Origin of the sequence: Sphingomonas sp. (assembly GCF_965248875.1) — a bacterium.
Lineage (GTDB): Bacteria > Pseudomonadota > Alphaproteobacteria > Sphingomonadales > Sphingomonadaceae > Sphingomonas.
Genome location: NZ_CBDFKR010000005.1, coordinates 64735 through 77800, shown reverse-complemented (window position 1 = coordinate 77800; position 13066 = coordinate 64735). Strand labels below are relative to the sequence as shown.

Annotated in this window: 14 protein-coding genes and 1 pseudogene; 13 read left to right on the top strand and 2 right to left on the bottom strand. The window is 63.4% G+C overall.

All coding sequences use genetic code 11. The annotated features are described in order from the left end of the window. The first annotated feature begins 132 nt into the window (after positions 1-132). The 12 genes and pseudogenes from ACP2AD_RS04150 (at position 133) to ACP2AD_RS04095 (ending at position 10036) form a co-directional block, all read left to right on the top strand. Positions 133-534, top strand: coding sequence for a hypothetical protein (locus ACP2AD_RS04150; RefSeq protein ID WP_425228826.1), 402 nt, complete (start codon positions 133-135; stop codon positions 532-534). A 188-nt stretch (positions 535-722) separates the two neighbouring features. After that, positions 723-1088 carry a hypothetical protein gene (locus ACP2AD_RS04145; protein ID WP_425228825.1) on the top strand — a complete coding sequence of 122 codons (366 nt, stop codon included), beginning with the start codon at positions 723-725 and terminating at the stop codon, positions 1086-1088. Positions 1089-1151: 63 nt separating this feature from the next. Continuing rightward, complete coding sequence (locus tag ACP2AD_RS04140; protein WP_425228824.1) at positions 1152-2435, top strand: VapE domain-containing protein; 1284 nt, start codon at positions 1152-1154, stop codon at positions 2433-2435. A 303-nt stretch (positions 2436-2738) separates the two neighbouring features. After that, a complete protein-coding gene (locus tag ACP2AD_RS04135; protein WP_425228823.1) occupies positions 2739-3893 on the top strand; it encodes a tyrosine-type recombinase/integrase in 1155 nt (384 codons plus the stop codon). Between the two features lie 91 nt (positions 3894-3984). After that, positions 3985-4314: a hypothetical protein gene (locus tag ACP2AD_RS04130; protein WP_425228822.1), complete on the top strand. Its 330-nt coding sequence runs from the start codon at positions 3985-3987 to the stop codon at positions 4312-4314. A gap of 376 nt (positions 4315-4690) precedes the next feature. Next, complete coding sequence (locus ACP2AD_RS04125) at positions 4691-5113, top strand: hypothetical protein (RefSeq protein WP_425228821.1); 423 nt, start codon at positions 4691-4693, stop codon at positions 5111-5113. A 213-nt stretch (positions 5114-5326) separates the two neighbouring features. Next, positions 5327-5524, top strand: a complete 198-nt coding sequence (locus tag ACP2AD_RS04120; RefSeq protein WP_425228820.1) for a DUF6771 family protein — start codon at positions 5327-5329, stop codon at positions 5522-5524. A gap of 26 nt (positions 5525-5550) precedes the next feature. Next, positions 5551-5700: pseudogene (locus ACP2AD_RS04115) on the top strand (IS3 family transposase); the annotation flags it as partial. A 253-nt stretch (positions 5701-5953) separates the two neighbouring features. Next, on the top strand, positions 5954-7141 hold the full coding sequence (locus ACP2AD_RS04110; protein ID WP_425228819.1) for a hypothetical protein: 1188 nt from the start codon (positions 5954-5956) through the stop codon (positions 7139-7141). Beyond that, positions 7095-8183, top strand: a complete 1089-nt coding sequence (locus ACP2AD_RS04105; protein WP_425228818.1) for a caspase family protein — start codon at positions 7095-7097, stop codon at positions 8181-8183. Before ACP2AD_RS04110 ends, ACP2AD_RS04105 begins: the two co-directional genes overlap by 47 nt. Before the next feature lie 550 nt (positions 8184-8733). Further along, entirely contained in the window at positions 8734-9693 is a 960-nt protein-coding gene (locus ACP2AD_RS04100; RefSeq protein ID WP_425228817.1) for an alpha/beta fold hydrolase, read from the top strand. A gap of 70 nt (positions 9694-9763) precedes the next feature. Beyond that, positions 9764-10036: a hypothetical protein gene (locus ACP2AD_RS04095; RefSeq protein WP_425228816.1), complete on the top strand. Its 273-nt coding sequence runs from the start codon at positions 9764-9766 to the stop codon at positions 10034-10036. Between the two features lie 34 nt (positions 10037-10070). Here the strand turns inward: ACP2AD_RS04095 and ACP2AD_RS04090 are convergent, their stop codons facing one another. Then, positions 10071-10808: a c-type cytochrome gene (locus ACP2AD_RS04090; protein ID WP_425228815.1), complete on the bottom strand. Its 738-nt coding sequence runs from the start codon at positions 10806-10808 to the stop codon at positions 10071-10073. Positions 10809-10940: 132 nt separating this feature from the next. On the opposite strand from ACP2AD_RS04090, the gene ACP2AD_RS04085 reads away from it, so the two are divergent. Continuing rightward, positions 10941-11831, top strand: coding sequence for a prephenate dehydratase (locus ACP2AD_RS04085; protein ID WP_425228814.1), 891 nt, complete (start codon positions 10941-10943; stop codon positions 11829-11831). On the opposite strand, the gene ACP2AD_RS04080 is transcribed toward ACP2AD_RS04085, so the two are convergent. Next, positions 11828-13024, bottom strand: coding sequence for an MFS transporter (locus ACP2AD_RS04080; protein ID WP_425228813.1), 1197 nt, complete (start codon positions 13022-13024; stop codon positions 11828-11830). The genes ACP2AD_RS04085 and ACP2AD_RS04080 overlap by 4 nt on opposite strands. Between the last annotated feature and the right edge of the window lie 42 nt (positions 13025-13066).

The window sequence follows — 13066 nt, the reverse complement described above, 5'->3', positions numbered from 1 at the left end:
GCCGCCGCGTCTCGTCTGCGAACGGCTCGGAAAACCTCGAGACCCGCCCCGCCGCCCCCGCGCGGCCCCCCCCCCCCCCCCGCGTCCCGGCAATCCCGCCGAGGGCGCTTTTTCTTTGTCTGGAGAAGATCGATGCTCTCACTGTTCGACACGCCCTCACTCGAGCGCGCCCTTTCCCTCCCCCTCGACCGCAAGCTCCGTCAGCTGCTCAACGACAGCGTGACGCATATTAACGAGCTCGACTTCGACGTGCGGGAGACCACCTACTACCTCGTTGTCCCTGCCGGCTGCAGCGCTGTCGACGTTGCGGACGAGCTGGGCTGGTCCCCGCTGGTCAGCCCGCTCGACGGCAGTGTCTTCGGCAGCGAGGAGTTCCAGCCGTACCACGACTTCCTCGCCGACCAGGGCGGCTGGTTCCAGCTGATCTACTCGGCCGGCAACGACGCCGCATTCGTCATCTTCGTTCAAGACGACGGCCAAATCGAAACCGACCTGTTAGTGCTGTGCCGCCGCTACGTAACGGACTCGCGCTGAGCTACCTGTCCTGTCCCGAAACGGCAAGCCAATCCCGCAACATAAACAGAACGGGTAATCAGATACCCGTCCGGAGAATGGCAGAAATCCTGGGAAAACGAACCCGTTGTATTAGCCCTGACAGGGCGAACGCGAACGGTACCCGCGGCCGCGCGGCAGGGCCCACGGAAACAACAAAGGACAAAGACGTGAAGCTCTACACCATCAGCGACCTCGACCGAGGCGCGGGAGCCTTTGACCACGTGATGCGAAGCTTCCAGGATTTTCCGAGCCGGCACCGCGACATGCCGGGCGCGGAAGCGATCGGGTTTGTCGCGGCCGCGATGAGCAGCGGCCTGAACGAGAGGGAGGTCAACCACGTCATCAACGGATACTTCGACGACCCGACCGGCAAGCTGCTGGGGAGCGTCCGCGATATGTACTTGGGGGAAGACCAGCGGATTCACATGTGGAGCAGACAGAAAGACAAGACGTACAGCCTCTGTCCGCGCCTGCGGTGCTACTCCGCCCCGAATTGGCGTGTCGACCGGCAGAGCCCGCTAGTTCCGTACTGAATTGAGGGAGCGCGCCGTCGCCAAAAGGCGGCGGCGTGTCTTCCTGGAAGGACGCGATCACAAATGAAGATAAAGAATTTTCCTGACGATCCGATACGACCGGGCTCGCTCGTCCCGCCGACCACGATCAGGAACGTCGCGCACCTGCTCGAACGCGAAGGCATCAGGTGTCGATACAACGAAGTGAAGAAGAAGGTCGAGATCGAGCTGCCCCGGCATCACGGCACGTCCGACAACCGCGACAACGTGACCATGGCACACGTCATCAGTCGGGCTGCCGAGGAAGGAATGCAGACAGGGCACGTCGGCGAGTTCGTCAACGCCGTCGCCGACCAGCACGCATACAACCCAGCAGCCGACTGGATCAGAAGCCAACCCTGGGACGACGTCGACCGCCTGCCGTCGTTCTGCGCCACCGTCACGGCGCAGCCTGACTACCCCGAACGGCTGAAGGAGGCGCTGCTGAGGAAGTGGCTGCGCAGCGCGGCGGCGGCAGCCGCCACCAAGGGCTACAAGGGCAGGGGCGTGCTCACGCTCCAGGGAGAGCAGGGCCTCGGCAAGACCAGCTGGGTTCGGGCGCTGATCTCCGATCCCGAGCTACGTGAGTCCCTGATCAAGATCGACCACCACCTCGACGCCGGCAGCAAGGACTCGATCATCACGGCGGTGTCGCATTGGATCGTTGAGATTGGTGAACTGGACAGCTCACTGAAGCGCGATGTCGCCCGTTTGAAAGGCTTCCTAACCGCCGATAGCGACAAGTTGCGGCGTCCGTTCGACCGTCGCGACTCGGAATACGCGCGTCGCACAGTGTTCACGGCGACGGTGAACGACGGCCGGTTCCTCGTCGACCAGACCGGCAACAGCCGGTTCTGGACGATCGCTTGCGCGGGGCTCGACTACCGTCACACGATCGACATGCAGCAGCTGTTTGCTCAGGCGCTGCTTGAGGTGGACGCGGGCGAGCCGTGGTGGCTGGATCAGGAGGAGGAGCGGCTGCTCGCCGACTGGAACCAGCGCCACATGGCCGTCAGCGTCATTGCGGAGGAGCTGGAGGAATGGCTCGACCGCGACCGGATCGGCGCAGAAGGTCTGCCCGCTATGACCCCAACCGTAGTGCTCAGAGTGCTGAACTACGACCGCCCGACCAACGCACAGGCGAAGGAATGTGCCGCCGCGCTGCGTGAAGTGCTCGGCCCATCGAAGCGGATCAATGGTGCCGACAAGTGGAGGGTGCCCCTCAGGAACGCGACCGCCGCCGACCTGGAGCTGGATCCGCTGAAGGCTGCAATGGCGACCGCGCGAGCGCCAGCCGACAAGACCGTCTGCACGAACGAAATCTACTAGCCGCCTCGCTCACCCTCCTCTCACCTAATCTCTCAAGAGGTGGGGGGAGGGGTAGCAGAAAAGGCGAATGAGGGAGGGAGGGGTAAAAAGGGGAAGGGGGGCCCGGCTCCCGCCCCTCCCTCCCCCAGCGACACCGCAGAACGCGGCGTCGAGCCCCGCCGCCTGTGCCTGAACACCCCCGCTGTGACCCGTCGGGGCCCCGCCCGGCGTCGACCCGGCACGCCGCGTGCCCGCACCCCACGCGGCCGGCGGCGGGCCTCCTCGCGCCTAACGCTCAAATCACATTCAGAAAGGAACCAAGCGATGCCCAAGGCACGGCTCGACCATACCACCTGCCTGCTCGCCCGATGCGAGGAGGGAAAGAAGAAGACCGACTACTACGATGATGCGGTTACCGGCTTCGTACTGGAGTGCCGCGAGTCTGGCGGCAAGACGTACTACCTGCGCTATGACGTCAACGGCCAGCAGAAGCAGCGCAAGATCGGGCGGTACGAAGATGTGACATTCGCTCAGGCGAAGAAGGTTGCACAGCGGTTCCGTTCAGAGACTGTGCTGGGCGGCGACCCAGCGGCGGAGAAGGCGAAAGCCCGGGCAGTGCCGATCTACGCCGAACTGGCAGCCCAGCACATGACGGACGCGAAGCTCCACCAGAAGAGCTACACCACGACCGAAATGTACATGCGCCGGCACATCGTGACCCGCTGGGGCAAAGTTCGCCTCACCGACATTGACCCACGCGCGGTGGCGCAGTGGCTGGCCAACAAGCGGGGGGAGGGGCTGTCTCCAGCGACGGTGCTGAAGATCAAAATGATCTTCGGTCGCAGCTTCGAGCTTGGCCGGCAGTGGGGCGTCGCCGGCTGCGAGCGGAATCCGGTGCGCGGGGTCAAGCTGCCGCCGGTCAACAACGCCCGCAATCGCTATCTTACCGCCGAAGAAGCGGCGCGGCTGCGGGAGGCGGCGTCTGCGTCAAAGAACAAGCAGTTCAGGAGCATCGTGGACCTGTTGCTGCTGACGGGCGCACGTGTTGGCGAGCTGCTGGCCGCGCGCCGGGAGCATGTCGACATTGAGCGTCAAAGCTGGCTCATTCCGACCTCGAAGACGGGGCGGGCGCGGCACGTGCCGTTGTCAGCGGCGGCGCTGGCGGTGATCGAAGGGCTGCCCCGATTCGACGGCTGCCCTTGGCTCCTACCCAATCCGAAGACCAGGCAGCCTTTCACCGACCTGAAGCACCCGTGGCAGACGGCACGGGACGCGGCGAGGCTCCCGGGCCTGCGCATTCACGACCTGCGCCACTCCGCAGCGAGCTTCATGGTCAACAGCGGGGTGGACCTGTTCGCGGTCGGCAAGGTGCTCGGTCACGCCAGCGTGCAGTCGACACAACGCTATAGCCACCTCGCCAATGACACCCTGCTTGCCGCCGTGGAGGCGGGGGCCGCCAAGCAAGCACAACCCGCGTGATTACCCTGCTCGCACTTCGGCTTCGGCTGACGTGCGGGCAGGGGGCACCTTCTTTTTTTTACGACGCATTGCGCCCTCCGGAGTAATAGACATGCAAGACAATCAAGCATCCGCGCATTCATCACCCTCGGTTGCCTTAAAGCCGCGCAGCCAAGCCGAGACTACGGCGATGTTTCACCGATTAAGAGAGCTAAAGGGTCAATCCCAGGCGGGAGCAGATAAACACGTCCAGGCCATCGTCCTCATTTCTGCGCTTATCGAAGAGGGCGTTGACGCGGGGCGCGGTATCGTCGGCGCATTGGTCACTCTGGGCTTCAACCGAAAACACGCAGGAATGATGCTGCAGGAGGGTAAGGGGAACGACCCGGCCCGCCACCGCTGGGCGTGCGGCGACGATGGCCAGTATAGGCTGTTGACTTAGCGGCAGCCAGCATTGCCACTGCACAAGGTTCGGGGCGCAGCAGCGGGCAGAAAACATGTCAAAACGCTGTCGAGCCTTGCCCCCTCGTTGGCCGAACGTGTAGCGCGACTTTATGGGGAGGAGGGCAGTGGCGGAAGAGCAGGAAGATAAGCGCTGTCGCGCTTGCTGTGAACCGATGCCGGTGGCCGCCACGAAGTGCCTCCGGTGCAACTCAGTTCAGGGTTGGGGAAGGTTCGCCACAGTCAGCGGGACTACGCTAGCGCTCCTGACCGCGCTCGTCACTGTGACCGAGCACGCGGCCCCTACAATAATCAGCATGGCTCGGGGCACATACTCGCACTTGGAAGCGACGCCCTTAGACGCCTCTGACAACGTAATGCGTTTGATGGTCGTGAACAGCGGCACCAGCGCTGGCGCGCTTCAAGAAGGAACCTTCGCACTTAAAACTTCGGACGGCCGCATTGATGTGCCGCTTCAGGTTCAGGCCTCGTTGGGGCTTATTAAAGCGGGTGAGGTCCGAGAGATGAAATTGGTGTTGTCCGAAGGTCAGATGCCGAAGATCATTTCGGCGCTTTCGGAGGGTGACCCAGACGCAGTAGATGCCAATGGCCGCCACTGGCTGCGTGTATTTCCAACTTACCGCGCAAACATCGTGGGTTCCGCACGAAACTATGATGGATCGGGGCAACAATTTCGATGGACTGTAGGCCTGAGTTGCAACTTAAACAGTTGCGGGTTCGATCTGACCGACCCGACAACGCCGGGTCCTGCAGCGGGTAAGCCGACGGTGCGGCCGTAATGGAGCCAGGTTTGCAGCGGTAGCTTGCCATCCAGCGCCTTGTCACAGATCGCGCTGCCCGGCGCGTCATATTCGGTGGTTCGCTGACCGGAGCAGCATGGGGGGGGTGACCCGGAACGCGGATGCTGGGGCCAAATTGCGACCCGGCTTCACCTACTCCCTTGAGCTACGTTCCTGCTATGTTCTAGAAGCGGCTCGCTCAGGAGAATCAGCATGGCAACCCGGATCGACCCCGCACGTGTGGCAGAACTGATCGCCTTCAGCCCCGGCTGGGCACGGGTGGCGCTGACGGCCGGCAACGCTGAACTGAGAGAGGCCGCGGCCGATGAGATCGCCTGCATGATCGCCGATCGCCATGACGATCCGCCGCTCTGCCGGCACGTCGATCAACTCGCCCTCCCGCTCGCGTAGAACGTGGTTCCGCGTGCGTATGCGCGAGATCGCGCGCGATCGCCAACGAACTACGCTGGTTCGGCTACCGGCGGCTGGCGATCCTGCTCAAGCGGGAGGGCGCGGGCATGACCATGAAGAAGGTCTACTGGCTTTGTTGCGAGGAACGGCTGACAGTACGCAAGCGGGGCGGTCGGAACGGGTGGGCAGCGCGGCCGATTGCTCGAAGTCCACGCTGCCCTGGATGTGACAAGTCACCGCATGCATCGTGGGGCTGGGCCTGCCATTTCACCCATCCTAGCTTTACAACCGAACCAGCTAATTATTAGAACCTCGAGGAGTCCCGATTCGCTTCGGCGAGCTTTCTTCGTCGGCGCTCATTGTAGCGCGTTTCATCGGGTGGGCGGGGGAAACGCGATGCTGACAAGGCGGGACTGGCTTCGAGCGACTTTGACAGGCGTCGCGGGACTCGCTGTTCCCGGACTGGCGCAGCCTGGGTCTGATCAAAACGCCGCCGCTGCCTCACCGGGAGAACCACCTCAGGTCGCTGGCTTCGCCGACTTCGCTGGCGCGTGGAGTCCAAATACCGAAGACAGCGTTACCCTATTCGCTGCAGAACCTGACATCGCCACGGGCATCGCGGAATTGTTTGGATCGATCCGGTTCGCCAGGTATGCTGAAATTGAGTCTTACTTTCAAAGAAAGACCCAAGCGTCATATATCGATTGGTTTAATCGGACCCTCGCGGGCCGAGGGGATTGGCGAGGACGAAGAATTGGGGGCGAGGCTGCCTCCTCGAATTTCGAGCTCTTCTGGACGCAGTACCTTCAACAGCAGCCCGTGACTTTGCTTGAATTCATCGCCTATATGTCAATTTTTACAAACGAATGCGGTGGAAACTTAATTTCCAAAACCGAGGTATTTGGAAACTTTCCGGGGCATCCCGGCATTTCCTATCTATTCGACCGCATTCGTATTACCCGAAACGGGAGAATATGGTCTAAACGCTCTTACAATGGCGGCGGCAATAGAACCGCGAAATCGTTATTCAACGATGCCAAATTTAATCAGGCGCATGGGGGGCGTGTTTTAGCAGAACGACTGCGTGGAAGCACGGACGCGGTATGGGCGGGAGTCAACTATCCCCAATCGCTTTTCCCCGTGAGTGGTCAAGATACGGTGTCTGGTTATTTGCTTGAAACTGACTTCTTTAAATTTCGGGGCCGTGGCTTGATCCAAACGACTTGGCGAGAAAATTACAGCAAGCTCGTTAGATATATTCAGGCGTATAACGGAACTAGCTCTGTTGTCAGGGAATACCGCGAGCGCTGGTCTCACATGGCGGCGGACGATGTATGCACTATAAGCAGTAACGCTGATTGGGACCGCTTATTTGCGGATACGGAGCGAGTTATTTTATGTCATGCGGTCAAGCGGCATGCTGATGATGGAGGGTATTTCCCCTTAGCGCGATCGTCCGTTGGTATCAATGCTTCGGCCGATCACCGTGGGAGTATTGGCTGTATGGGACTACGAATTGGTGGGGGCAGGGACTATGCTGCAACATTTAAAGGCCGGGTTCGCACGACTTGTGAAGCTCTTGCTCTTGCCGGTGTTGGCTGGACGAAGTTTAGCTGAAAACATTGCCGTGAAGCCTCTTTTGCCTCTGTCAGCGTTGTGCTTTTCTCTTTTTTTTGCAGGCCCATCTTTTGCCAGGGCTAAGAACCCAGCTTGCGTCGAAGAAAGCGGGATCCCACCCGAATACTGCCGCTTTTACGTTCATTATGTCTCCACGAACGTGCCGAGTGACCCTCGCATATTACGGGCAATGCACATGACTGAGGCGGATCATGTGCGATCTATCGCGCTAGTTATTAGCGTATCTGAATATCCAAAATTAGGAATATCCCTTCCCGCTGCAGCAACTGACGGCGAACGCCTTCAGAATTTCTTCTCGAATGACCAAAGATTCGATGAAGTTATCGCGCTGAGCGGTAAGGATGCAACCCGACAAAACGTGGAACTGTTTTTGCGGGAACTCCTTCCGGCTAGAGGAGTCACATTTGGGAAGAATACTAGGCTAGTGATTGCGTTGAGTGTCCATGGGCACGTTGCGACAGTGACGTCACGTGCAGCATTCGTGTTTGCAGGAGCAAGGCGTATAGGGGACTCAGATGGTACTATGCTGATGTCGCAGTTCGCCCAGCTAGTTGACGACTTGTCGGAGACGAACGGACAAGTGCTCACTCTGATCAATGCATGTTACGGCGGAGCGGTATTCAAGACGAGTCAAGGGCAGATGGCTCCTCTCAACTTCACAGTTCCCACATCCTACACAATCTCAGCAGGAGAGTCTAGCGAACCAGTAGTTTCGCTAGACGCGAGGAATGGAAGTATTTTCTTCGACGAATTCATCCGTAGAGTACAGAGCTCTAGTGACGTATTCGCACCTACTGGTAGGCTGGGAGATATCATAAATACTTATGGCGTATTCTCCTTTTTGGTTAAGCGAATGGCTGAGATTAACGAAGACCACCCGGAAGGTATTGGTGGAATCGCTGAACTAAGCTCCCCGGTCATTGGGGCCAACTTTCCAAGCCGATCACTCAAGGCGGGTGGTCCACTATTTTTTCTGCGGCCTAAAGCACGGGAAGCATCGAAGTCGACTATTGGTTTGTGATACCGTCATGGTCGTTGGTCGGCGATCGCTTGGGTGTGGGCGGTCTCCGGGCCGTCGATACGGAGTGGGCTTTCAGTTTTGCAATGGCCCGTCCCATAAACTCGCAAAATGACCGCAATGGGCAATCACGCTCTGACGCACGTCCCATGGTTCGCCTTAGAGCACCGAGGATCGAGACTGATCGCCGCTCGGGATCTCGGTACCGCCTCTTGCCGGTCGCAGGTCGGGAACAGGTCACAATCGGCAAATTTTCCTAGTTAAAGCGACTTAGCTAGGAAGCGTAGCTGAGGAGGCAACAAGTCGGTTTGGGACTTGCATGGGTCAGAGCGATCGAGCAGCCGAAACGCCGATTAAATCGGCAGAAGGCCTCGACTTTTCACTGTCAGTCACACGCCTTCGTAATGCGGGGGTCACAGGTTCGAGTCCTGTAGGCGGCACCACTCACCATGATCCAGCCGGTCGGCCGAAATGTCCTGACCGGGCCGGACGCGTCTACCGTCCGGCGTCCCGCCTCGCTAAGCACAGTCCGATAATGCAAGGGAGAGGGTCGATGGAGCGCTTCGTCGTACGCAATGGGGACGTGGCGCTCAGCGTCCTGAACGCCGGGCCGGCGGATGCCGCCGCGCTGCCGATCCTGTGCGTGCATGGCTGGCCCGAGCTCGCCTGGTCGTGGCGGCATCAGCTCGCGCACTTTGCGGCCGCGGGTCGGCGCATCGCGGCGCTGGACGTGCGCGGCTATGGCGAGAGCGACAAGCCCGCTGCGGTCGAGGCCTATACGATGGCGGCGCTGACGAGCGATGTCGCGGCAATTATAGACGCGCTGGGCGGGCGCGCGATCCTGTTCGGGCATGACTGGGGGGCGCCGATCGTCTGGCAGACCGCGGTGCGCTATCCGGACAAGGTTGCGGCCGTCGCCGGGCTGAGCGTGCCGTATACGCCGACCAGCGACACATCGTTCATTGCCCTGATCCGCACCCTGTACGAGGGACGGTTCTTCTATCAACTGTATTTCCAAACGCCCGGCGTCGCCGAAGCAGAGTTCGCGGGCGATCCAGACACGCTGCTGAAAGTTTATTACGGAATTTCGGGCGAGGGGATGCGTGCGGCGGCGTCCGCCGCCAAGGGGCCGGACAGCGATTTCCTGACCGGGCTTGTCAAGCCCGATACGCCACCCGGCTGGCTGTCGGCGGAGGATCTGGCGATCTACAACGCGGCGTTCGCCAAGGGCGGCTGGACCGGGCCGCTAAACCGCTATCGTGCGCAGGAGCTGGATCACGAGGCGCGCGCGGGTGTAGTCGGCAAGCATGTCATTCAGCCTGCCGCCTTTATCGCCGGCACGCTCGATCCGGTGCGCCGATTCATCCCCGGGCATGACGGCTATGCCGACGCTGGCCGCGCTTGTGACGATTTTCGCGGCACCACATTGATCGAGGGAGCCGGGCATTGGGTGCAACAGGAGGCGCCCGAAGCGGTCAACGCCGCTCTGGGACAGTTCGTCGACGGACTGTGACCCACGACATACGGCCGCCCGGAAGCTAACAGGAAGGTCGTGCGTTTTACCGCCGGAAGGAGCCTGCGTTATGGAAATCATTACGCTGCCGTGGGGACGGCTTGCGCCAAAAGAGAGTGATTGCGTGCATGTGGAGGAGGTGGCCGACGGCCAGTGGACGTTGAATACCTCCGCGCTATCGGCGTGCTCCGCGACGGCGGAGGGTGAGTCCGACGCGACGATCGGCAGCGCGCCCTATGACAGTTACGACGCGGCCGAGGCGGCGGGTCTGGCGATCGCGGCGGATCAATGTGCGGCAACCGTGTATGTGAGCCGGGCGCGGCTGAGCAAGGAACCGGGCTGACGCGACAGGTCGTCCGCGCCGGACCAGGTTGCGGTTAATGCGGGGCTCTGGCGGCGGCGTGCGGATCGACCGAGGGCGCGCCGCTGGCGGGGCTGCCTGTGTTGGCGATATCGGCCGTCGAGGCGCGCCGGTCGGTATCGACGGCGTTGACCGCGGAGGTCGCACCCGGCGCCGCCCCGTTGCCGTGCGGCACATTGCCGCCCGTCGCCGGTGTCGCCCCTGCCGGCGCGGCGCCCGGTGCGGGGGGCGGGGGCAGCGGCAGGTTGGAGCCCTGCGCGTTGAGGTAGGCGATGACGTTGGCGCGGTCCTGCGCGTTCGACAGGCCGGCAAAGGTCATCTTGGTGCCGTCGGCCATCTTGCGCGGTGACTTCAGCCAATGGTCGATCTTCTCGAAATCCCAATTGCCGCCGACGCCGCGCAGCGCGGCCGAGAAGTCGTAACCGCCGCGCCCAGCACCGATCGCCTCACCCAGCACCGCGTATAGATTGGGGCCGACGCCGTTGGCGCCGCCCTGGTTGATGGTGTGGCAGGCCGCGCACTTCTTGAACACGTCCGCGCCCTTGGCAGGATCGGCGCTGGCGAGGCGGGTCGCGATCGGGGTATCCGCCACCTCCGCGCCGCCGCCCGCGTCCGCGACGCCCTCGACCGGGTAGCCGGGCTTGGCCGGCGCGCCATGATGGACGAAGATCATGCCGCCGACGATGGACGCCGCCAGCGCGGTGCCCAGCGCCGCGAGCGTCCAGCCGGCGATCGTGTTGGTCCTGTTGTCCATCGCGCGTCGATGTTCCCGAATGTGGTGCGTGGCAAAAGCCGGAAAAGGTCGCATCGGTCCTTAGGAAAGCGCCGCCGCCACCGCAAGCGGGCCCTACCGGTTTCGGCGCGGCCGGGCTAACGGGCGGCGGGCATGGAGAGTTTCCCCGCCCCCGCCCGCGCGCTGGTCGCCGCGATGACCGCCGCCGCCGCCGCGGCGCCCGAGCGCGCCGTCGCCTTTCAGGGCGCGCCGGGGGCCAACAGCCATGTCGCGGTCGCTCAGGCGTTTCCCGAGGGGTTGCCGCTACCCTGTTTCGACTTCGGCGACGCCATCGACGCTGTGAAGGAGGCGCGCGCCGACTGCGCGGTGATCCCGATCGAGAACTCACTCCACGGCCGCGTCGCGGACATCCACTTCCTGCTGCCGGAATCGGGGCTGGTCATCACCGGCGAGCATTTCCTCCCGATCCGCTATGCGCTGATTGGCGCGGGACCGATCGACGGCGTGACCGAGGCGGTCAGCCATCCGCAGGCGCTGGGCCAGTGCCGCCACTGGCTGAAGGCGCATGGCGTGCGGCCGGTCAGCTACCCCGACACGGCCGGCGCGGCGGCGCTGGTGGCGGAGCGCGGCGACCCGACGGTGGCGGCGCTGGCCCCTCCAGGCGCGGCGGCGCTGTACGGGCTGGCGGTGCTCGCCGACGGCATCGCCGACGCGGAGCACAACACGACGCGCTTCGTCGTGCTCGCACGCGGCGGCGCGCGACCGGTGGGGGCGGGGCCGTGGATGACGACGCTGATCTTCGAGGTGAAGAACGTCCCCGCCGCGCTGTACAAGGCGCTGGGCGGGTTCGCGACCAACGGCGTTAACATGACCAAGCTGGAGAGCTACCAGCGGGCGGGCACGTTCTCGGCGAGCGAGTTCTATGCGGACGTGGAGGGCAAGCCGGGCGACGCGGGCCTCGACCGCGCGCTCGACGAGCTGGGGTTCCACGCGAAATGGGTGCGGGTGCTGGGCACCTACCGGCGGGCGCGCGAACGGGCCTAGTCGCTGGCGGCGCGCGCGCGTCCCACCGCGCTCAGCGCCAGCAGGATCGCGGGCGCGACCACCAGCCCGGCCATGTAGAAGGGCGCGTTGCGGCTGAGGTGCGCAAAGGCGAGTCCCGCCGATAGCGGCCCGGCGAACCGCGCGAACGCCCCGCACGCGTTGTTGAGGCCCAGTACCTGCCCCTGCTTCGCCGGATCAGCGTTGCGCGAGATCAGGGCGCCGACATTGGGCCAGCTGATCGACTGGCCCAGCGCGGTCAGCGCCAGGAACGCCGTGGTCCATTCCAATCCCGTCGAGCGCGTCTGCGCTAGGCAGCCGATCACCGTCAGCGCCATGCCCACCGCGAGCACCCGCGCCTCGCCGTACCGCTCGCTCAACGCGCCGGTAACGAAGAACTGGGTCAGCGCTGAGACGATCCCGGCGGCGGCGAAGCACCAGCCGACCTGCTTCGGTCCCCAGCCGAACCGTGCCTCGCCCCACAGGCCGAACACCGACTCGATGCCGGTGAAGGCGAACCCGACCAGGAAGGTGAGCAGCATCAGACGGCCGATGACGGGGTGACGCGTCACCTCGCCCCAGGCTTGCCAGCGGCTCTGGTGCGGGCGGACGACGCGCTGCCCCCGCGGCTCGCGGATGAAGACGGCGATCGCGAGCAGGCAGGTCGCGGACAGCGCCGCCGCGATCAGCAGCGGGATGCGGAAGCCTGCGGGCCCGGCATGGGGATGCGCGAACAGGCCGCCGATCGACGGGCCGACGACCAGCCCCATGCTCGCCGCCGCGCCAATCCAGCTCAGCCGCCGCGCGCGCTGTTCGGGCGCGGTCACGTCGGCGATGTAGCCCTGCATCACCGCGCCGTTGCCCGACGCCATGCCGCCCGCGAAGCGGATCGCGAACGCGGTCCACACGTCGGGGGCAAAGGCGAGCGCCAAGTAGCAGCACAGAGTCCCGGTCACCGTGGAGAGCAGCAGCGGCTTCCTGCCCACCCGGTCGGACAGCCGTCCCCATACCGGCTCGCCGAAGAATCCGCCCATCGCAAAGGCGGAGAAGATCAGCGCGATCTGCCACGGCGCCGCGTGCAGGGCCTGGCCGTAGAACGGCAGCAGCGGGATGACGATGCCGAAGCCGAGCAGGTTGATGAACATGACGGCGACCAAGCTGGCGGCGGCGAGCGTCGAGGAGCGGTCGGGGGTCACGGGGGCAGCCCGTGCCCAGACACGCGCGCGATGTCGAGCCAA